Raw genomic sequence first — 20,092 nt, forward strand, 5'->3', positions numbered from 1 at the left:
ATGCCGGCCTGTCTCTTCAACAGCTGCTCAACCGAGAGCGACATCCGCGGAGAGCACTGCCGCGCAGGTCTGGTCCCATCTCCGAAATCCGTCGCCGCTCATGTTCTAGATTGTGATCGTGATATTTCCGGACTTCGGGACCGAATCCGTACCTGTGGTACTCCCCACCGCCGATCCGAGCCTGAGCGGCGAGTCCGCATTGCTCCGGGCGGAGAAGGCGGAGTTCGAAGCGGTGTTCGGCGCCGCGCTTGAGGTCCACGAGCCGGGACCGGTCGACGGTCCCCGCTGGGAACTGGTCATCGAACCAGACCGCGACGGCCCCGCCGTACTGGACTGGAGCCCACAAGACCGGGTGCTGACCTCACGAGCGGCGGACGCGGGCGGGCTGATGCGCAGCTTTCAACTGGTCCACACGATGGCCCGCACCCGCTCCACCCGCGAGGTGGACGTGCCGTGTGCCAGCATCCAGGACGCGGTCGACCAGACAGTAGCCGAAGTCGGTGCCGCCTTCCCCGGACTTGAGCTGCGTGGTCTTGACTGGCCGGAGATCTGTGCGGAGCACGCGAAGGGTGTCGTGGAGGCGGACGACCCGCTCGCGGCCGCACAACGCTGGATGGCTCGCCTCCAGGACGCACACACCAAGATCGATCCAGCCGTACGCCCCACTCCGCTGCCTTACGTCGTATCCGTCCGCGATGGTGAGGCCTGGTTCGTCCGGGTTCCCGAGGGGACGCCTGCCCATGAAGCGGGAGTACGACCCGGCGAGCGAATCATCAGCCTCAACGGGGCGAGCGGGCCTGAGTTGGCTCGGCTGATCCAGGATTGCTGCTCACGGACTGCGGCGCCGCGGCACATGCGCAGCCTGCTCGCTGGACGTCGCCTCCTCGCCGTTCAGGAGGCCATCAGCATGACGGCCGCGGGGGCAGAGTGGATGGAGGACGGTGGATGCGACCCTGTCGAGTTGATCGAGTGGCGGCGGCTGGCATCCGACACCGGCTATGTGCGGCTCAAGATCTGGCAGGGCGAGGTGGCTCAGGGCTTCGACGCGGCCCTGGCCGAGCTGAGTGGTTGTGATCGCCTGGTCCTGGACCTGCGCGGCAACGTCGGCGGAAACCTCATGTTGGCCACCGGTGCCAGAGACAGGTTCCTGCGCGAGACCACCCATCTCGGCTGGAGCCGGTTCAGCGACGGCAGGGGCGGACTCGGGCCCCGAGTCGCCCTTTTCGGCGAGCCGTCCCCAGAGCGTCGCTGGCCGGGGCGACTCGTCGTCCTCATCGACCCCTTGACCTACTCATCCAGCGAGGACTTCCTCCTCGGACTGCAAGGCCTGGAGCACGTCACCGTGGTCGGGCGGCCCAGCGGGGGCGGCAGCGGACGCGCCCGCTCGCTGCGCCTGCTCCCGGACTGGATGCTGACGGTCAGCACGGCGCTGACCTACGACAGGACCGGCCACTGTGTCGAGAACAACGGCATTCCCGTGGATGTGCCGGTCTGCTCGGACGGGCCTGGCCATGCACAGGACGATCCGGCGATCCGGGCGGCCCTCACGTCCTGAGGTCCGCCCGAGAGACTTACCAGCCCTTCACCGGGATCCTCGGGCCGGAAGGTGCCGGATGCCGTGTTCTCCCCCGTCCCTGTCCCTGCGCTCTGGAAGAAGCACCGGTCGGGGCGGGGCGTTCGCGTCTCAGGGCTCCACGCGCTCTCGTTGGCTCAGCGCTGGTTGCCGGAAGCCGGCGGGAGGCGCCCGAGGCTGGCGAGGGTGCGGGCGTTCTGGGTGCGGGCCGGCCAGCACCACTGTGCGGCGATCTCCCGCTCGCTGAAGGCTTCTTCGACCGCGGCCCAACCGTTAGGATACGACTGTATCCATTCGGAGGGGATGAGGTTCACCATGCGCGCACCCGGCCTGCCGTCCGCCTTCACCAGCGACTCTGCCCGTGACAAGTACTTCGCCACCTATGACCGAGTGCTCGGCGAGCTGTGGCCAGTGCCGGTGGACGCCATCGACGTCGAGACCCGCGCCGGCAGCGTGCGGATCCACCGGGCCGGGCCCGCCAAGGGGGACCCGGTGATCCTCCTGGCCGGTGCCGGCGGGAACGCCCTGGCCTGGTACCGCTACATCGAGCCGCTGGCACGCATACGCCCGGTCTTCGCCGTCGACCCACTCGGCGAGCCCGGCCGCTCGATTCAGACGCAACCGCTTGCGACCGGTGCTGAGGTCGGCGGCTGGCTCACCGACGTCCTGGCCGCGGTCGGTGCCGAGCGCGCACATGTGGTGGGCTCCTCGTACGGCGGCTGGACCGCGGTGGAACAGCAGCGTGGCGGGGGCGGCCGGGTCGCGGCGCTGACGCTGGTGGATCCGGTCGGCTTCGCGCCGCTGACCGGGCGGTTCTACCGGTGGGTCATCGTCGGCGGTATGGCCGCCCTGCTTCCTCGTGCACTGCGACGCCGTGTCGCCGGCGCAGTGGGCAACGGAGCGCTGCGCGAGGACGTGCTGATGAAGCTGATGCTGGCCGGCCGGTCCTTCCGTCGGCGGCTGCCCATCCCGCCCGCCTACACCGACGAGCAGGTGCGTGAGCTGTCCGTGCCCGTGCAGGTGTTGCTGGGCGCCCGCAGCGCGGTGCACGACGCGCAGGCGGTTGCCGGCCGGCTGGCCGAGATCGCGCCGTCGTGGCGGGTGGAGATCGTGCCCGACACCGGACATGCGCTGCCCGTCGAAGCTCCAGACCTGGTCACCGAGCGGATCCTTGCCTTCCCCTGCCAAGCCCGGGCCGAGATCGCAACGCCGGGGCACAGCACGGGCCGCAGCTAGGAAGCCGGCATGCCCAAACAGGTGGACCATGATGAGCGGCGACGCCAGTTGACCGAGGCGCTGCTGCGCATCGCCGGCACCCGCGGCCTGCAGGCGGTGTCGATGCGTGAGATCGCCGCCGAGGCCGGAGTCTCGCTGCGCGTCGTCCAGTACTACTTCACCGACAAGCAGGCCCTGCTCGAATCCGGCCTCGCCGAGTTGGCCGCCCGCCTGGACCGCCGAGTCAGGCAGCGGGCCGCCGTCACGGGCGGGCTGTCCACGCGAGGGGTCTTCGAAACCGTCCTCGGCGCGATCCTGCCCTCCGACGAACAGAGCCGGCTGGACTCGCTGGCCTGGACCGCCTACTACACCGCCGCCCTCACCGACCCGGCGCTCGCCGCGGCCGCGCTCACCCGACCCGACGCGCTGGAAGACTTCCTCACCACCCGGCTCACCACCGCGCAGCAGGCCGGGGACCTCGCCTCCGATCGCGACCCGCGTACCGAGGTCGCCACACTTCTGGCTCTCGCCAACGGCCTGACCGCCAGTGTCCTGGGCCGACAGCGCAGCCACGAAGCCGCCACCGCGATCATCGACTACCACCTCGACCGCCTCTTCGGGCCGACGGCCACGCTACGGCCGCCCCCGGACCGATCCGCACCGACCCAGGTTCCCAGCCCGTCGCAACCTGGATGACCTCGTGCGGTTGGTCCAGGGTCGCGGTCGACGGCGCGTGGACGCGCCGTCGACCGGCGGGTGGACCCCGCAAGGTGACCTTCAGCGGGTGGACAGTACCCACGGTGCCCGCTGTGCCCACGGCGGACCTTCCCTCGATGTGTCCGGCGGTGGGCGCCACGGTGGTGGCGCCCACCCACGCTTCCCCGCCGAACACCACCAGCGGATCCGCCACTCCAATTTCATCGAGCGCACCTTCGGCGAGACCCGCCGCTACGCCAAGGTCATCGACCGGTTCCCGGGTGAGACCAGCTGCATCAGCATCGCCTGGGCCGCCCTTGACCGTGCCTCTCGCGGCTGGCGCGGACCGACCATGACACCCGCAGGGCTCCGGCTCGTGCAGGACCGGCGCCACTCGCTCCTCGACCCGCCTCGCCGGCTCCGCCCCCGACACACCGCCCCACTCCACCTTGCCGATCACCAGACCATCACCGCGACCGCGTAACCAGCTCGCGGACGGTCAGGTGGTCGTGGCCAAGGTCTTGAGGATCGTGCGCCATCCGGCCCTGGCCCGGCGCCAACTCGTTAGATCATGCCCCCGGCCGCGTTGATGGTCTGGCCGGTGATCCAGCGGGCGGCGTCGGAGGCCAGGAACGCGACGACGTCCGCGATGTCGGCTGGTTCGCCCAGGCGGCCCAGCGGTGTGCGGGCCTTGGCGTCGTCAATGACGTGCGGGGGCACGGTGGCGATGACGTCGGTACGGGTCAGGCCGGGCAGGACGCTGTTGACCGTGACGGATCTGGAGCCCACCTCCCAGGCCAGCGTACGGGCGAGCTGGTCACCGGCGGCCTTGCCGGCGGCCAGCAGCGCCATGCCGGGCAGCGGCGACACGGTCAGCGCGGAAGAGATCAAGATGATCCGGCCGTGATCGTTGATCCGCCGCGCGGCCTCGCGCAGGGCGACGAATGTGGCCCGCACGTTGGCGTGCAGGTACTGGTCGAAGTCGTCATCGGTGGCGCGGGCCAGCGGCCCAGCGGTCGCCGTGGCCGCGTTGTTCACCCACACATCCACCCGGCCGTACCGGCTCTCGGCCGCATCGAACAGCTCCGTGACCGCCTCGGGGCGGGTGATGTCGGCGCGGACCGCGGTGGCCTGCCCGCCCGCGCCCTTGATCTGGTCCACCGCCTGCGCGGCCGTCTCCTGGTCGCGGGAGCCGATGACGACACGCATTCCCGCCGCGGCGAGCCGGTCGCTGATCGCCCGTCCGATGCCGCGCGATCCGCCGGTGACGACTGCGACCCGATCGTCGATACGCATGACCACTCCAATTAGTCGATCCTATGGATAGTCCACAGCATCGACTAATTTGGTAGAGAGTGTCAACTGTCCAGGTAGTACACTGCCTGCCATGGCCGCCACACCCGATGACGAACTCGTCGAGACGCTGATCGGCGTCTTCATGGAGATCGACGGCCTGTTCAGCACGGCGAGCCGCCGACTGGGACTAACCCCCCAGCAAGCGCAACTGCTGTGCTTCGCCCAACATCTGCAGCCATCCTTCGGCGAGCTCGCGACCCTGCTGCACTGCGACAAGACCAACATCACCGGCCTGGTCGACCGGCTTCAGCGACGCGGCTTGCTCACCCGCGAACCCGACCCCAACGACCGCCGGATGACCCGCGTCCACCTCACCCCCCAGGGCGAGGCGGTCACCGGCCAGTTCCAGCAGGCCATCAACACCACCCTGACCACCCGCTTCAGTTCCTGGCCCAGCACCCAACGCGACAGCCTCGTCCGCTTGCTCCAATCCGCCACAACAGCACTACGTCCCTGATCTCAGCGGTCACCTCCGGCCCCAACACGCCACCAGCCCCGCAAAGCCGGTCACGCCGAATCGCCACCGCACCGCGTACCTCACCATGAAGCCGGAACCACACCCCCTTTACACCGGACTCCGGACGCCACCAAGAAACACGGCCATCCAAGGTCTCGAGCAGAAGCTCCCGAGGGTTGAACCGAGGGCTCGCGGGGCCTAGTCACCGGGGCGTGATTTGCCCGGGGTAGTGCTGGGTCTACCTGAGTTCTCGCTCCTGCGCCCATGTGCTGCGATCCTCGCGCCGGTTGGATCAAGGCATGACATCGACAGATATGGTCCAGTTGTGGTCGGTGAGCAGGGTCTACGGCTCCGGCGACCAGGCCGTGGCGGCGCTGGACGGCGTGACCACAGGATTCGCGCCCGGCACCTTCACCGCGGTGATGGGCCCGTCCGGCTCGGGCAAGTCCAGGTTGCTGCACTGCACCGGGCGCGACCGGCCCAGCGACGGCAACGTGGTCATTGACGGCACCGCGGTCATCGGCCTCTGCCTCCTGCTCGCCGTCGCCGCCTCGGTCATCCCGGCCAGAACCGCGCTCCAACCCTCCCGGTAGCGACGAGCCGTACTGGGCAAGCGAGCTCACTCAGAGGACGTCGTACATCACCGTGGCCTGAGAGCTGCCAATCGGGTCGTGCGCAGGCAACGTATCGATCCGACATGACACCTACGACGACACAGTCCCAGTGTGGGGCAGTGCTGCTACTTCTCACCGACGGAATCATGCTCCACGCGCGGCCGGTCGCCGACGCCGGCGGCGGCCAGGCCCTGGTGTACGACGGACACGCCGTCGACCGCCCGGGTGAACAGCGGCCGTATCGAGCCGCTGTGAGCGGGCCGATCAGCCCTGGACACACCCCTTGATCATCACACCGACCCCGCATCACCTCGATCCGGGGCCGGCCTCATGCAGCACCCCTGCTAGCACCCGATCGGGGCTCTGACCAGGCCGCCAGCAGCTAGCACCCGAGCTCGCGCGGCCCAGGCAGATGCGGCGGGCCGGGCCGAAGATGCCGCCGACCTTGCCCAGGTCTCCACGTCGACGCAGGTCAGCGGCATATCCGCTGGAAATTTCTGCATTACTCCCGGGACCTCCTGTCCGCCGTGGGTTCACGGAGAGTGAAGGTGCTTCATCCAGGCCAGCACCGATCAGAGGAACTCGGAAAACTCACGTGGACCGACACATCTGCCCCCAGCCTTCTACCCCTCAGCGCGAACACGTATAGTGAGGCCAGTTGCACTCAATGTCACTGCCGGGTGGATGTGCCCCGAATCTGGAGTACGCGCCGCGCCGGTCGGTGAACGTCCGGCGAGTGGTGTGCCCGCCCGCCGGCGGAAGGTGATCATCGGAGAGGCGCACCCGAGGAAAGGGGATAGTTCGTGAGTCGTGCACTGATCATCGTCGATGTGCAGAAGGACTTCTGCGAGGGCGGCAGCGTTCCGGTGCAGGGCGGCGCGGATCGAGCCGCCGCCATCGCCGAGCTGGTCCGGCGCGCCGAGGGGCAGTACGCCTTCGTCGTCGCGACGCGTGACCACCACATCGATCCGGGCGCCCACTTCTCCGACAACCCCGACTTCCAGGACTCCTTCCCTGTGCATTGCGTCGTCGGTAGCGAGGGAGGCGAGTTCCATCCGGATTTCGCGCCCGCCGTCGAGTCCGGGCACGTCGACGAGGTCTTCTTCAAAGGCGCCCACTCCGCCTCCAAGAGCGGTTTCGAGGGCTCGACCCAGGACGGCACGACACTGTCCGCCTGGCTGAAGGCCCGTGACATCGCCGACCTCGATGTCGTCGGCATCGCGACCGATCACTGCGTGAAGGCCACGGCACTGGACGGAGCGCGCGCGGGCTTCACGGTGCGGGTCCTGCTCGACTACACCGCCGGCGTCGCTGCCGACACCACGCGCACCGCACTGGACGAACTGCGCAGGGCCGGTGTCGCTCTGAGCGGCGAACCTGTCGTCGCCTGAACGGGCCGGTCCGGCCTGTTCGCCGGCGGTTCAGATGACCCCGCAGATCAGTTCTTGGCGTTACCGCCCGCGAGGAGAGTCCCAGGGCCCTGGCACGCCTGGGCGTTCCGGCGTGGCCCGCATCCGCATGGGGTCTCGGCCGTAATGGCGGAAAATCCACCGGATATAGCCTCCTGACCTGCTCCGATGTGAGGGCGCCGCGGGATCAGTGTGCCGGTTGGCAGATGCGGCGGGCCGAGCCGAAGATGCCGCTGACCTTGCCCGGGTCTCCACGTCCACGGAGAAGCGCCTCGTTGGAGCCGGGCGGGCCGGGCCGCACGGTGGCGCGAGGCTGGAAGCCGTCCTGCTCGCGCATCACGATCTCGTGGATGAACGGCGAAGCCTGATCATCAGGCAACGGAAACGCGACCGGTGTCGCGTTCCTCCGCCCGGCGCCGACACCTCCACGGGACTGCTTGGTCCATGAGGCACGGACCCACTGAACCCCTGTCTCCACCCCCATGATCATCGACCATGGCGGTCGGTAGGGAAAGCTCCGGAGGACGACGTGCTGATGTCGGGGTCGTTCCGATGGTCGCGGATGACGACGGTTCCAGGCCCGTCCGCCGCGGCACAGTACGGCCCGTGGACGTCGAGGCCGCCCAGGTCGGCCGGGAATTCGGCGCCGGGCGGAAGGTCCTGCGCGTCGAGGGCGAAGGTGATCCGGGTACCGCTTCCGGTGGGCGGATCGAACCGCTGCACCGTGGCACGAGGCCGAAGACCGGCGAGTCCTTGGCTGAAGCCCCGGCGGTCGCACCACATTTCGACGGTCGTCGTTTCGCAGAGCGTCGCGATGGCTGCCAGGAGCCACCACTCGGGGCCGATCAGGGAGTCGTAGTAGCCAAGGGGCGGCGAGTCCGGCCAGGTGTGCTGCTGGTTGATCGTCACTCTGAAGCGGAGTCCGCCGAGGATTTCGATCACAGAGGTCAGCGAGTGCTCCTCTGCAACGCTTGTCGCCGGGTGCAGTGCGTGCCGAGCCGCAGCAGACAGGAGCATGATCGGCAGTCTCGGGTCGTCCAGTCCGACGCCGAAGTACATGCCGGGCCACTCGCGGACCGCTGCGTCGAACTCGAGCACGGTGATGTCGGTCGCACTGTACTCATGCTCCGCCACAGCCCACACGCTACCCGTCGGCGGCCGATCAGCGCGTTCCATCGCCGAGATGAAACGGACCTTCACCGCCGAACGGGCCGCCCATGCTCACACCGTCGCTGAAGCCCACGGCCGCCCGCCCCGTCGCCCACCCGCAGACAAGATCGAACACGCTCGGCTCCGCAAAGCCCAAGGCGACTCCCCCGGCGTCATCGCCACCAAGACCGGCATCCCCACAACCTCACTGCACCGCTAGAGATCTTTAACGGTGCGGGTTACGTCCGGTCGTGACGGGTGTCGTGGGCCGCGCTATGCCGGAAGAATGAGGTATCCCGATGGCGGTGGATTGACGGCCGTGGAACGGGCTCGGCGTGAGCAAGTCCGGCTCGCAGCCGCTGACCTGATCGAAGCCGGGGCCAGTGACCGGGAGGTCGCCCGGCGGTTCACGGTGACCCGGATGTCGGCGAATCGCTGGCGACGGGCATTGGCTTTAGGCGGTCGGCAGGCCTTGGCCTCCAGTGGCCCCGGCGGCGCCCGTTGCAAGCTCGATCCGGGACAACTCCGCGTTCTGGAGACGGTGCTGGATGCCGGACCGGTCGCGTCCGGCTGGAGTGACCAGTGCTGGACGCTGGTCCGGATCGCCGAGATTGTGCTCCGCCGGTTCGGCGTCGAGTACACCCTGGCCGGGCTCGACCTGCTGCTGCACCGCATCGGCTGGAGTGTGCAGGTGCCCTCCCGCAAGGCCACCGAGCGGGACGAGGCGAAGATCGCCGCCTGGAAGGACGAGCAGTGGCCCCTCATAAAAAGGAAGGCGGCGGACTTGGGCGCCTGGCTCTGCTTCGAGGACGAGGCCGGCCAGGGCCTGAGGCCGCCCAAGGGTCGCACCTGGGGCCGACGGGGCCACACCCCGGTGGTGCGGGTTTCGGCCGCAGGCACCAAACGCGTCTCCATGGCAGCGCTGATCTGCACCAAGGCCGGCCGCAGATCACGGCTGATCTACCGCATCCACCTCGACCGCGGTCCCGCTAAAGGCCGTCGCAAGGGCTTCACCGAGACCGACTACGCCCACCTGCTGGATGCCGCGCACCAGCAGCTCGGCGGCGCCATCGTCCTGGTCTGGGACAACTTGAACACGCACGTCAGCCGCGCCATGCACGAGCTGATCGCCGCCCGATTATGGCTGACCGTCTATCAGCTGCCGCCGTACGCTCCCGAGCTCAACCCCGTCGAGGGCGTGTGGTCGCACCTGAAGAGGTCGCTGGCCAACCTCACGAAACACAGCCTCGAGCAGCTCACCGCGCTGGTGAAGACACGGCTCAAACGCATGCAGTACCACTCCCGCCTCCTCCAGGGTCTCATCGCCAAGACCGGGCTCGACCTCCAACTGTGACTCAGCGCCGTACTTGGATCTGACCGCGCTTCGGTGCCTCCTACGCCGGGGCACGTACCTGGGGGCACCTGCACCAGGCGGAGGCTTCATGAAAGCGCGGCCAAGCCCCCGGACGGAAGGGCTCATCCGAGTGCGGGATCGAGACGCCCAGGCGGATCAGGTCTCGATGACCAGACGCTCGATCAGGTCGTCGCGGAGGGCGAACTGATAGCGCAGGTCGACACTGCCTCCAGGGAAGTTGCCTTCAAGGTGGTGTGTGGCGACGTAGTGGGTCGGATCAGTCTGCTGCGCATCGGTGAGCTCGATGGTGTAGGTGAATTCGGTGGCGGAGCGGTTCAGCCACTGTTCGATTGCCGTGGCGCCCTGGTACGTCCTGCCGTCGTCGGTCACGGTGGCGTCGCTGGTGAAGGCGGTGACTGCGGTGGCGGTGTCGTGGTCTTTGTGGGCCCTCAGGTAGCGTGTGATCGTCTTGGGCAAGTCGCTCGGGGCGATGGTGTGGGGCTGATGGCTCGGCATGACGGTCCTCTTGACTGGGGCTCAGACGGTGGGGGTGGTGCCGCCATCGATGACGTGTTCGGCGCCGACGATGGCCGAGGCGCGGTCGGAGACGAGGAAAGCGACGAGTTCAGCAACTTCCTCCGGTCGGTTGGGGCGGCCGAGGGGAATGCCGCCGAGCGAGTCCATGAGCCGCCCCAGGGCGGCTTCCTGGGTGACGCCGGCCTCCTGGGCGATCCGGGCGACCAGGTTGTCGGCGGCGGTGGTCTGGATGAAGCCCGGAGAAACGGTGTTGACACGGATACCATGTGGGGCTACCTCGTTGGCCAGGCCCTTGCTGTAGGTGGTCAGCGCCGCTTTGGCTGCTGCGTAGGCCAGGGTGCCGTTCCACAGTGGCATGCGGCGCTGGATCGAGGTGACGTGCAGGATCACGCCCTTGCCGCTCGCGATCATGCCAGGCAAAAGGCCGCGGTCCAGGCGGACGGCGGCCAGCAGGTTCACGTTGAGCTCCTTTGCCCAGTCCTCCTCGCCGAGCGCCGCGAATCCGCCGGCCGGCGCCTCGGAGCCGCCGAGTGTGTGGACCAGGACGTCGACACCTTCCAGGCGTGCTCCCACTTCGGCGATCACCCGGTCGGCCCCTTCGGCGGTCGACAGGTCGGCGGCGATGAAGGTCTTATCCTCGACCTTGTCGGGGCGGCTGCGGGCGGTGACAAGCACGTCGGCGCCTGCCTCGGCGAGCCGCCGGGCGATGGCGGCTCCAGTGCCCTTGGTGCCGCCGGTGACCAGGGCGCGGCGGCCTTCGAGTGATTCGTTGATGGGGCTGGTCATGGTGTCTTCCGATCCCTGGTGCGCACGTACGGCGCGACGCTCGGTTACTGCTAAACTAGAAGCTACTGACTTCGACTTTAGCAGTAACCGAAGGGATGGTTACCGTGGCGAGCCGCATCAGGCTGGAGGACCGGGAGTGCCCGCTGTCCACGACGGTGGAGCATGTCGGCGAGTGGTGGACGCTGCTGATCCTCCACGACGCCTTCGACGGCTACACCCGCTTCGATCAGTTCCATGAGAACCTGGGCATCTCCTCGAGCATGCTCTCGGCCCGCCTGAAGTCCCTCGTGACGGACGGATTGCTGGAGCGTCGGCCTTACCAGACCAACCCGGTCCGCCGCGAGTACGTGCTGACCGACCTCGGGCGCTCCCTGCGCCCGGTGATCGTCGCCCTGGCCGCGTGGGGCAATTCCCGGCTGGAGCCGCACGAACGCAGCATGATTCTCGTCGACGCGGAAAGCGGCGAGGAGGTCGAGCCCGTGGTCGTTGACGCCAGGACCGGCCGCCGACTCGACGACAGCCATGCCTACGTCTTCGCAGCGGGTCCTGCGGCCAGCGACGCCATGCGCAACCGCTACGCCCACGGGCGACCAGCGGTCCCAACGGCGGGTACGTAGGCGGGCCACGGACCGCTCGCCCGCATCCCGAGCCATCGCACAGCCTGTATCCGCCCGGTGCCGAGATCCGGGTATGCCGCGCGCCGTGCTCGTCACGCAACCGCGGTCAGGACCAGGTAGAACGCTCAGTCACGCCAACCGCTTTAACGTCAGCCGTTAAAGATCTCTAGCTCACCGCCGATCAGGATCATCCACGCCTCCCTGTCCACCGACATCCGCTACCAGTCGACCACCGAGGTCATCGACCCGCGCCGGCAGAACCACCGGGCCGAGAACGACGGACTCTGACCGGCACGTCCTTGGCGGCTCCGGCCAGGTTCCCGCCCAGGTCAGCTGTCCGCCATGGCCGGCCGTACCGGTGCGAAGGTCGCCTGACCGGCGCGGCGGAAGCACCAGAGGCGACGGCCGAGTGCGACCGCCCCGAGCACGCAGCAGGTGAGGCAGAAGAGCGCCAGCAGCGGCAGCAGCCAGGCGGTGATGATCCAGTACTGGAAGCTGAACGCCCCCCAGATCAGCGTCGGCAGCACGGCGCCCAGCACCGTCACCAGAGCAAGGGGCACGAGCCGCAGAACCAGCATCGGCCGGCGCGCCGCGCGGCGTCGCGAGGCCCAGCGGCGCGCTCGGACGACCGCGGTGACCAGCAGTGCGGCCATCCCCACCGTGAGCCCGAGCAGGACCGCGTTCACGACGGTGAGCGGGTTGCTCATCGGCGTTGCCGGTGCCCCGATCCGTTCGGCGAGAAGGTTGGTCGAGAGCAGGCTGGGATCGCCGCCGCTGTTGGTGAGGACGAGGGCGGCCACACCGGTCTTGGGCGAGAAGACCATGTCCCCGGTCCACGTCGCCAGTGTTCCGCCGTGGCCGATCACCGACGGCGGGGCGCCTGCCGTGACGGGGCGGGCCTGCCAGCCGAGGGCATAGTCGCCGGCCTTCGGCTGGACGGTGTGCAACTCGGCCAGGGAGCCGGCACTCAGCAGGTCCGCACCGAGGCTTCCCTGGTTGAACCGCAGCCACCGCACCATGTCGTCCAGGGTCGAGATCACCCCGCCGTTGCCGACGCAGATCCCCGGCATCTCCGGTGCCGCGACGGCCACCCCGAGGACGACCTCGTACGCGGACGGCAGGCCCTCGGCACGATCGGAACACCCCAGCGTCGAGCTGGTGCCGGTCATGCCCAGCGGCGTGAACAGCTCGGTGTGGAGGAAGGCGTCGAAGGACTTGCCCGACACCACCTCGACGATCCTCGCCGCGATCGAGTAGTTGGTGTTGTGGTACTCCGAGCGGGTGCCCGGATCGGCGGCCAGGGTCTTGTCGGCCAGCCTGGCCACGACTTCCTGCGCGCCGCGCGGAGGCGGGAACACGTACTCGTCGTTCGTGCTGTTCGACAGCCCCGAGGTGTGGCTGAGGATCTGGCGCACGGTGATCCCGGTGAAGCGGGGATCGGCCATCCTGAAGTCGGGCAGGACCTTGACGACCGAGTCGTCCAGGGAGATGCGGTCACGGTCGACCAGCAGCATGATCGCCGCCGCCGTCATCGACTTGCTCATCGACGCGATCCGGAACCGTGTCCGAGCCGTCACCGCATTGCCGTCCCCGTCCCGGCCGCGGACGATCGCCTCGACCGACGACCCGTCGATCACGGCCGCCGCGACACCCGGCGTGCCGTAGACGGAGCGGTAGTCGTCGACCAGCCGTTCGCCGGTGGCATGGGCCGGTACCGTCCAGCCGAGCAGCACGGCGACGAGCACACCGCCGAGGACGATGAGGGAGGTGACACGAGGGAAGCGCAGACGTAGGAAATGCACGACGTCGAACCTAGGCCGGGCGTCACCGGCCGACATCACCCGAAGGGGTGAGCCGGGACCACCCGGCAGGATGGAATCTCAGTCAGGCAGTTCGCTGCGACCGACGAGCCCGTTCTCGTACGCGTGGATCACCGCGTGCACGCGGTCGCGCAGGTTCAGTTTCTGCAGGACGGCCCGGACGTGCGACTTCACCGTGTTCTCGCTCAGCACCAGTTCCGCGCAGATCTCGCTGTTGGACCTGCCGCGGGCGAGCAGGCCGAAGATCTCGACCTCGCGAGGGGTGAGGCCGTCCAGGGCTGCCGTCCTCCGCATCGGCACCTGCCGTACGAGATCGAGGATCGTCGCGGCCACCCCCGGGGCCAGCGCCGACGTCCCGGAGGCGACGTCACACACGGCCTGGGCCAGGGCGGCGGGCCGGACGTCCTTGGTCAGGTAGCCGCTCGCACCGGCCCGGATCGCAGCCACGACCAGTTCGTCATCATCGAACGTCGTCAGCATGAGCACCCGGGTCGCCGGTGCGATCCTGACGATCTCCGCCGTGGCGGCGACCCCGTCCATGCGCGGCATGCGGATGTCCATCAGTACCACGTCCAGGCGGTGCTGCCGGACGACCTCGATCGCGTCGCTGCCGTTCGCGACGTCGTGCGTGACCTCGATGCGTTCGTCGGCCGACAGCACCGTACGGAGCGAGGCCCGCAGCAACTCCTGATCGTCGACGAGCATGACGCGAATCCCGGTCATGTCCCCTCCTTCGTGGGGAGCCGCGCCCGCAGCACCCACCCGTCGTCCCCGTCGTCGATCGACAGGGTGCCGCCTGCGGTACGCACACGTTCCTCGATCCCCATCAAGCCGGTCCCCTGGCTGCCGACGTCGCGAAGCGCCTTGCCGCCGTCGTCGCGCACCTCCACCACCACCTCGGCCGGGGTCCAGCGCACGCGAACGGTCACCGCGACCGGTGGTTCGAGGTGGCGCAGCGCGTTGGTGATGCCCTCCTGCACGGTACGGACCGCCGCGACCTCGGCACTGAGGCTCAGTGGCCGTCGCTCACCCACCTCCGCGAACGTCACCGCATGGAGCGGGCTCGCCGCCGAGGCCACGAGGTCAGGGAGGGCATCGAGCGAGATCGGGACCTCTCTGGGCCGGGCGTCGACGCGCGGCGCCACGGTGGCCGGGCCCAAGGTGGCCAGCATCGCTCGCAGACCTTGGTGGGCGTCCCGGCCGGCCTCGGCGATGGCGCCGAGTTCGCTGCGGGTCGCCGGATCCGCCGTCGTCACCGCCGCGGCCTCGATCCGCGCGACCATGACGGTGACCGTGTGGGCGATCACGTCGTGCAGGTCGCGGCGGATGCTGGCCCGTTCGTCCGCGACCGCCGCGGCCAGTCGTTCGCTCTCGGCTCGTCGGCCGGCCTCGTGCCTGCGGCGTAGCAGCAGGGCCGCAAGCCACACACCGCCGACCACGAGCATCAGCAGCCCGCCCTCGACCAGGCGGGTCCATCCAGGGACGTCAGAGGGCATCCGGGACCACGCCACCAACTCGGTGAGGACGATCCCGAGAGCGGCGACGGCCAACGCGGCCACCGAGGCCCTGACCGAGACCCGGGTGGTCAGCCGCCACAACGTCAGGAGGAAGCACGCAGCCGAGGGCAGCATGGTCGGTGACCAACCCAGGAAGGGCGTCGTCACCAGGACGAGCATGGCCATTGCGCCGACCGCGTAACCTGCCCACGGCCGTCGATGGGCCACCGCCGCTCCCACATGCAGCAGGACGGCAGCACCCGCCGCGGCGAAGATCTGCCACAGGTCCACGCCGAGGTGCCAGACGCCCGCCAGGATGAGCACCGTCAGGAGAGCCATGACCACGTGCGCCACCAGCGTCGTCGCCGCCCATGTGCTCCGGCGCTGGGAGGCTGTCACGGTCGTCGTCTCCCGGTGGGCTCGTGGTGGAGAGCCGTACCTGGCTCGACGTGCCACAGGATAGCCAGCAGCGGGCAGGCCGATCCTGGCGCCCCGCCACGAACCCGCCGGCGAAGCCCGTCGATGAGCTGCCTCATCGAACACCGCGACATCCGCAGCCTTTACGACGCCGAGCTCGTCGCCTTCTTCATGCAGCAGCTCATGGGATGAGGCCGCGCCGGGATCCGGAGTCGGATTCCGGCGCGTCAGCTCAGTACACCTCGCTGTTGTTGTTGTTTATCTCGTCGAGGGCGCGGATCGCGTCACTGTAGGTGCCGGTGTTGCCCTCCACCGGGAGCGCCAGCGTGCTGATCCCGAACAGGGCGGCGCCGCGGACGTTGCGGAGGTCGTGCCGGTCGGCCGTCTCGGAACTGATGACCGTCGAGGCGTTGATCCTCCTGGTCGCCAGGTTGAAGTACGTCCCGAGCAGCTGAACGCGCAGGATGCCCACGTGCGGCGGCCCGGGCGAGAACACCGCCGTGACCTCGGCGGTCGACAGCGCGCCGTCGCCTCCGGTGTCGAAGCGCTGGTCGGTTGCCTGGATCCGGGCCAGGATCTCGGCGGTCCACTCCTGCTCGTGCGTCCTCCAGTACCCCTGGCTGCGCGGGTTGCGCGTGGCAGGCACCTCGGTGATCTCGGTGGTCGCCGACGCCTTCACCGGCTCGTAGGTGCAGCCGTTCCCGTTGGTGAAGGTCAGCGTCGCCGCGTTGGTGATCTCGGCGCCGGGCAGGAAGAGCAGGCTCGGCCGGGCGGTGTACTCGATCGTCTTCTCGCCCGACCCACCGGCCGCGGCGCCGATCTGCCAGGTGAGCGTGGTCGTACCGTCGGCGTTCCGCACCACCGTCGTCGGCTGGGGTCCCGCTCCGGTGTCCAGGGCCTTGCTGTAGTAGACGTCCTTCGGCAGTACGTCGGTGACGACGACCCCGGAGGCGTCCCCGCTGCCCGTGTTCTCGTAGCTGATCCGGTACGTGATCGCCTCGCCCGCGTTCACCCGGGCCGTGGCGGTCTTCCCTGCGGTCAGCTTCGGCGCGTGGACGGTGGTGGTCAGCGAGTCCTCGCCGGTGACCCGGTTGCCTATCATGTCCTCGCCGCCGGCGGACGCCTCGCGGGTCAGGACGGTCCCGTCGGCGGTGTCGCAGGGCACCTCGACGGTCGCGGTGCGCGAGAGCGAGCGGCCGACGACGAGCGTGTCCACGTCCTCGGTGCCCAGCCGGGTCTGCAGGGACGGGCCGCGGCCGGGGTTGGCGAGCGTGGTGGCGTAGGTCAGCGTGTCGCCGGGGGTGGCGTCGGCCGGTCCGGTGAGATCCACCTTGAGCTCGGGCTTCACGAGGGTGGCCAGGTTGGCGCGGGCCGCCTGGATGATGTCCCAGTCCGGCTCGTTCTCGGTGGGGGTGCCGGCCGTACGGAAGTTCTCCCTGGTGCGGAAGCCGTAGTCGAGCCGGTTCCAGTCCTCGAAGCCGTCGAGGCGGCTGAGGAGCGGCGGCTCGCCGGGGTCCCAGTCGCCGTCGTTGTTGAGGTCGTTGCCGGTGTCGTCGTTGATGTTGGCCGAGACGTTCGCGTTCGCCGGTGATGGGCAGGTCACGCCGGTTATGCCGCCGACGCCGTCCCAGTCCATCCAGCCCAGGGCGGGGATGCCGTTGCCCTGGCACTCGTCCAGCCCGGGGGGAAGCACCTCGTTCAGAGGGGCGACCGCGATCCGGGAGTAGTCGCAGCCTCCGGGCAGACCGGCCGCGGCCACCGCGGTGACGCTGCAGTCCTGCATGGTGTAGTTCATGACGCTCAGGTAGTTGGGCTTGTTGTTGAACTCGTCGCGGCCGCCGTGCTGGAGTCCCAGCGCGTGGCCGAACTCGTGCATGAGCGTGCCGGCCTGCTGGTTCTGGTTGCCGACGGACAGCCCGTTGGCGTTGACGCCCCAGCACTGGTTGCCCGTCGTGCCCCTGGTGCCGCCGAGCGTGACCATGAAGTTGACCGCGGGGATTCCCTTGGCCCAGCCGGTGGTGCAGTCGTTGGTCGCGGCGCGGTAATTGGTCTGGTGGCCGAACAACGCGTAGCGGAAGACGAAGTCGCGGGCGGCGTTCATGTTCTTCAGCGTGAAGAAGTTCGTCCCGGCGCGGCCCGCGGCGCCGTCCCAGTCGATGACCTGGTTGCCCGCCTCGTTGATCTGGTCGCCGCCTCCGCCGTAGTTGCCGAAGGTGCCGACGGCGCCGCCTCCTGCTCTGGGCACGTTCGTGGCCACGCCGGCGGCCTGGCCGTAGAAGCCGCCCATATCGATATGCAGTTGGATGCCCGAGGAGCCGTCGGCGTTCACCACCGGCGCGTCGGCGAAGGACTGCACGACCGCCTGCACCGCGCCCTGGACGGGGCAGTGGTTGTGGTTGGTGCCGAACAGGCAGTCGATCTCCAGGTAGAGGTCCTTGCGCCGGAAGTTGGCGCCCATCGCGGGCAGGTCCACGTCGATGGTGGCGTCGCCGTCAGCGTTGTAGCCCCAGCGCTCCCACCCGTCGAGCAGGAAGTCGCCGTCGGTGTCGCCGTTGCTGGAATCGATGCTGATGTCGAAGCACACCTTGACGCGGGGCTCGTCGTCATCGCCGCCGTCGCCGACCGAACAGGACTGCGGCCAGCTGACCTTGTCCTCCTGGCCGGTGTGGTCGATCCACTTGCCGGTGAGATGGTCCACCCGGAAGTCGAGGTTGTTGTCGCCGTTACGCGGGCTGATGTCGCCCAGGTCGTCACCCGAGGTGCTGTCGTGGTCCCAGATCTGGATGCTGACCGGGATGTTCAGCACCGTGTCCGGCACCTGCGCGGGCAGCACCCAGTACGGGGTGACGAGGGACTTGTCGTCCTCGTGCGGCGTCGAGGGATCGTCGTCGCTGCTTCCCGGCGGCTGTTTCTGCCCGTTGATCCACACCTTGGCGTAGAGATCGGCCGGGCCCTCTCCCGCGGCTTCGAGCCCTTCGTTCCTGCAGTTGTCGATGCATTCAACGTGGGTGATGGTGACGGTGACTGTTCGGGTGGCGACGGCCTGGGCCGCCGTGCCCGAGACGAGATTCACCGCCAGCAGGCTGATGAGTCCGGCGAGGGTTGCTAAGAATCTGCTGCTCATGGCGCCCACTGTCACACCCACGGGAAGTGAGCACATGAGTACGGGGTGCTCATTTTTACCGCCGCACGATGAACGGCAAGTCATTCAGCGTGGGCGCCTCCAGGAAACCGAACGCCTACAACCCCGGGCCGCCGCCGACAAGGAGCCCGAACCGTGGCGTGTAGAGGCGCTACGCCGGCTGCGCTCCCCCATCGTGCCCGCCCGGATGCGGTCGCGGGTCATGGCCGCGTCGCCGGAGAGGTCGCTCTTCAGACCGTGCGCCGACACGTTCATCCCGAAATGCTCGCCGAGGGCGTCGCGGCCGAACGGCAGGGTCGGGTTGGTGGAGGACCCGATCACGTTGGGCAGGCCGGCCATGGTGAGCACATCGGGGACGTGGCCGCCACCTCGAGGTGCCCGGAGGCCTCGACCTGGCGTGGGGTCCATCCTTTCCAACCGATGGAGCCTCCATCAATCCCGGCGCGACTCACAACGCCCAATCCGGCTGACCAGCCAAGCGGAGCCGTATCGATCACGAAATATGGGCCAGATCCCATTTTTGAGGCGATATTGACACTCTCTATTCTCCGAGCAAATCGCCCTGCTAATACTTGATCCATGGAGAGCAGCGGCCCCGCGGGCAGGAGCAACAAGTGGCAGGCCATCGCCGCCGTGTTGGCCGCGCTGGCCGCAGTAGCCACCGCTACAGTTGGCGTCTTTGCCTATGTGGATGGACGGCCGTCCAGTCCCACATCGTTTGAAGGCACCTGGCGGGCAACGGAGAATGACCGGCCCGGAGGGAGCAGCCTAGCCCTGACGATCAGCAAGGACGGCGACTCCTACGACATCACCCTCGACGACGATTTCGCAGGCGGGGAATGGTGTCATGGCCAGAAGGTACGTCTTTCCGGACACGGAAGAAAATCCGGTGACATGCTGGCGGTTGCCTATACCTTTCCCTGTCCAACCGAGTCCACCAGGTCGGTTGAGGCGTCCTACCGTCATCGTTCGGACAGTGACACTTTGGTGGACAATGACAACCTCGTGTGGGAGCGAGATTAGCGTGCCCGCGGCCCGAGCGACCTGCATCTGCTTAGCGGGCGGTTCGAGAGTCGATGTCCGGGATTCCGTCATTCTGGCTGGCGGGCTCGGTTGTGCTGGGAGGGCCGGGTGAGTGAGCGCACGCTGCTGGACCGCCTCGCCGCTCGGGGTGCGCGACTTCGAACACCACCCTGCCGGCTCCGAATGGCGCGTGTACCGGGCGATGACCGACGTGATGACCCGACGCCTGACCGGCACCTCCACCCCGACCTGGCGCGGCGCATGACCAGTCCCGACGCCGGCTCCGACCCGGGCACCTGGCTGCTCGGGTAGATCGACACGCGCGAGGCGGCCATCCCCAGAACACCGAGAACATCCGGTCCAAGCTGAAGCGCCCGATCAGCAAGGGCATCCTCGGTGAAGCCGGGCCGGGATTGTTCGCTCAGCCGCGT

Annotated in this window: 22 protein-coding genes and 1 pseudogene; 11 read left to right on the plus strand and 12 right to left on the minus strand. The window is 68.6% G+C overall.

What is annotated here, in order from left to right; genetic code table 11:
* Positions 1-118 precede the first annotated feature (118 nt).
* The gene (locus AC3EO4_RS46330) at positions 119-1,555 is read left to right on the plus strand and encodes a S41 family peptidase (protein ID WP_431902347.1); all 1,437 of its coding nucleotides are present in this window, start codon (positions 119-121) and stop codon (positions 1,553-1,555) included.
* 155 nt (positions 1,556-1,710) lie between these two features.
* On the opposite strand, the gene AC3EO4_RS46335 is transcribed toward AC3EO4_RS46330, so the two are convergent.
* Positions 1,711-1,890, minus strand: a complete 180-nt coding sequence (locus tag AC3EO4_RS46335) for a hypothetical protein (RefSeq protein WP_431902350.1) — start codon at positions 1,888-1,890, stop codon at positions 1,711-1,713.
* On the opposite strand from AC3EO4_RS46335, the gene AC3EO4_RS46340 reads away from it, so the two are divergent.
* The 3 genes and pseudogenes from AC3EO4_RS46340 to AC3EO4_RS46350 form a co-directional block, all read left to right on the plus strand.
* The gene (locus AC3EO4_RS46340; RefSeq protein ID WP_431902352.1) at positions 1,889-2,809 is read left to right on the plus strand and encodes an alpha/beta fold hydrolase; all 921 of its coding nucleotides are present in this window, start codon (positions 1,889-1,891) and stop codon (positions 2,807-2,809) included. The two genes, AC3EO4_RS46335 and AC3EO4_RS46340, sit on opposite strands and share 2 nt — an antisense overlap.
* 9 nt (positions 2,810-2,818) lie before the next feature.
* A complete protein-coding gene (locus tag AC3EO4_RS46345) occupies positions 2,819-3,484 on the plus strand; it encodes a TetR/AcrR family transcriptional regulator (protein ID WP_431902355.1) in 666 nt (221 codons plus the stop codon).
* Positions 3,485-3,662: 178 nt separating this feature from the next.
* Positions 3,663-3,968: pseudogene (locus AC3EO4_RS46350) on the plus strand (transposase); the annotation flags it as partial.
* Between the two features lie 80 nt (positions 3,969-4,048).
* On the opposite strand, the gene AC3EO4_RS46355 reads toward AC3EO4_RS46350, so the two are convergent.
* On the minus strand, positions 4,049-4,780 hold the full coding sequence (locus AC3EO4_RS46355; protein ID WP_431902358.1) for an SDR family NAD(P)-dependent oxidoreductase: 732 nt from the start codon (positions 4,778-4,780) through the stop codon (positions 4,049-4,051).
* Positions 4,781-4,871: 91 nt separating this feature from the next.
* Here AC3EO4_RS46355 and AC3EO4_RS46360 point away from each other — a divergent pair, with 91 nt between their 5' ends.
* Entirely contained in the window at positions 4,872-5,297 is a 426-nt protein-coding gene (locus tag AC3EO4_RS46360) for a MarR family winged helix-turn-helix transcriptional regulator (protein ID WP_431902361.1), read from the plus strand.
* Between the two features lie 299 nt (positions 5,298-5,596).
* Entirely contained in the window at positions 5,597-5,890 is a 294-nt protein-coding gene (locus AC3EO4_RS46365) for an ATP-binding cassette domain-containing protein (protein ID WP_379575542.1), read from the plus strand.
* Positions 5,891-6,036: 146 nt separating this feature from the next.
* Here AC3EO4_RS46365 and AC3EO4_RS46370 read toward each other — a convergent pair whose 3' ends face one another.
* Positions 6,037-6,189 carry a hypothetical protein gene (locus tag AC3EO4_RS46370; RefSeq protein WP_431902363.1) on the minus strand — a complete coding sequence of 51 codons (153 nt, stop codon included), beginning with the start codon at positions 6,187-6,189 and terminating at the stop codon, positions 6,037-6,039.
* A 525-nt stretch (positions 6,190-6,714) separates the two neighbouring features.
* Between AC3EO4_RS46370 and AC3EO4_RS46375 the strand changes: the two genes are divergently transcribed.
* Entirely contained in the window at positions 6,715-7,302 is a 588-nt protein-coding gene (locus AC3EO4_RS46375; protein WP_431902366.1) for an isochorismatase family protein, read from the plus strand.
* Positions 7,303-7,507: 205 nt separating this feature from the next.
* Here the strand turns inward: AC3EO4_RS46375 and AC3EO4_RS46380 are convergent, their stop codons facing one another.
* Both AC3EO4_RS46380 and AC3EO4_RS46385 read right to left on the minus strand, forming a co-directional pair.
* A complete protein-coding gene (locus AC3EO4_RS46380; RefSeq protein ID WP_431902367.1) occupies positions 7,508-7,657 on the minus strand; it encodes a hypothetical protein in 150 nt (49 codons plus the stop codon).
* A gap of 149 nt (positions 7,658-7,806) precedes the next feature.
* Positions 7,807-8,454: a hypothetical protein gene (locus AC3EO4_RS46385; protein WP_431902370.1), complete on the minus strand. Its 648-nt coding sequence runs from the start codon at positions 8,452-8,454 to the stop codon at positions 7,807-7,809.
* Between the two features lie 301 nt (positions 8,455-8,755).
* Here AC3EO4_RS46385 and AC3EO4_RS46390 point away from each other — a divergent pair, with 301 nt between their 5' ends.
* Positions 8,756-9,823 carry an IS630 family transposase gene (locus tag AC3EO4_RS46390; RefSeq protein ID WP_379575546.1) on the plus strand — a complete coding sequence of 356 codons (1,068 nt, stop codon included), beginning with the start codon at positions 8,756-8,758 and terminating at the stop codon, positions 9,821-9,823.
* 156 nt (positions 9,824-9,979) lie between these two features.
* Here AC3EO4_RS46390 and AC3EO4_RS46395 read toward each other — a convergent pair whose 3' ends face one another.
* A complete protein-coding gene (locus AC3EO4_RS46395; RefSeq protein WP_379575547.1) occupies positions 9,980-10,339 on the minus strand; it encodes a nuclear transport factor 2-like protein in 360 nt (119 codons plus the stop codon).
* Positions 10,340-10,360: 21 nt separating this feature from the next.
* Positions 10,361-11,146 carry an SDR family oxidoreductase gene (locus AC3EO4_RS46400; protein WP_379575548.1) on the minus strand — a complete coding sequence of 262 codons (786 nt, stop codon included), beginning with the start codon at positions 11,144-11,146 and terminating at the stop codon, positions 10,361-10,363.
* Positions 11,147-11,250: 104 nt separating this feature from the next.
* Between AC3EO4_RS46400 and AC3EO4_RS46405 the strand changes: the two genes are divergently transcribed.
* A complete protein-coding gene (locus tag AC3EO4_RS46405) occupies positions 11,251-11,763 on the plus strand; it encodes a winged helix-turn-helix transcriptional regulator (protein ID WP_379575549.1) in 513 nt (170 codons plus the stop codon).
* Positions 11,764-12,092: 329 nt separating this feature from the next.
* Here AC3EO4_RS46405 and AC3EO4_RS46410 read toward each other — a convergent pair whose 3' ends face one another.
* The 5 genes from AC3EO4_RS46410 to AC3EO4_RS46430 form a co-directional block, all read right to left on the minus strand.
* On the minus strand, positions 12,093-13,565 hold the full coding sequence (locus AC3EO4_RS46410; RefSeq protein WP_431902374.1) for a serine hydrolase domain-containing protein: 1,473 nt from the start codon (positions 13,563-13,565) through the stop codon (positions 12,093-12,095).
* 78 nt (positions 13,566-13,643) lie between these two features.
* A complete protein-coding gene (locus tag AC3EO4_RS46415; RefSeq protein ID WP_379575551.1) occupies positions 13,644-14,306 on the minus strand; it encodes a response regulator in 663 nt (220 codons plus the stop codon).
* Positions 14,303-15,478, minus strand: coding sequence for a sensor histidine kinase (locus AC3EO4_RS46420; protein WP_431902377.1), 1,176 nt, complete (start codon positions 15,476-15,478; stop codon positions 14,303-14,305). Before AC3EO4_RS46420 ends, AC3EO4_RS46415 begins: the two co-directional genes overlap by 4 nt.
* 250 nt (positions 15,479-15,728) lie before the next feature.
* Complete coding sequence (locus tag AC3EO4_RS46425) at positions 15,729-18,620, minus strand: hypothetical protein (RefSeq protein ID WP_431902378.1); 2,892 nt, start codon at positions 18,618-18,620, stop codon at positions 15,729-15,731.
* 84 nt (positions 18,621-18,704) lie between these two features.
* Positions 18,705-18,977 (minus strand): hypothetical protein, encoded by a 273-nt coding sequence (locus AC3EO4_RS46430; RefSeq protein ID WP_379575554.1) that lies wholly within the window; start codon positions 18,975-18,977, stop codon positions 18,705-18,707.
* A gap of 240 nt (positions 18,978-19,217) precedes the next feature.
* On the opposite strand from AC3EO4_RS46430, the gene AC3EO4_RS46435 reads away from it, so the two are divergent.
* Entirely contained in the window at positions 19,218-19,661 is a 444-nt protein-coding gene (locus AC3EO4_RS46435; protein ID WP_379575555.1) for a hypothetical protein, read from the plus strand.
* 112 nt (positions 19,662-19,773) lie between these two features.
* The gene (locus AC3EO4_RS46440) at positions 19,774-19,926 is read left to right on the plus strand and encodes a hypothetical protein (RefSeq protein WP_379575556.1); all 153 of its coding nucleotides are present in this window, start codon (positions 19,774-19,776) and stop codon (positions 19,924-19,926) included.
* Positions 19,927-20,092: the final 166 nt, after the last annotated feature.

This window comes from Nonomuraea sp. bgisy101, assembly GCF_057708945.1.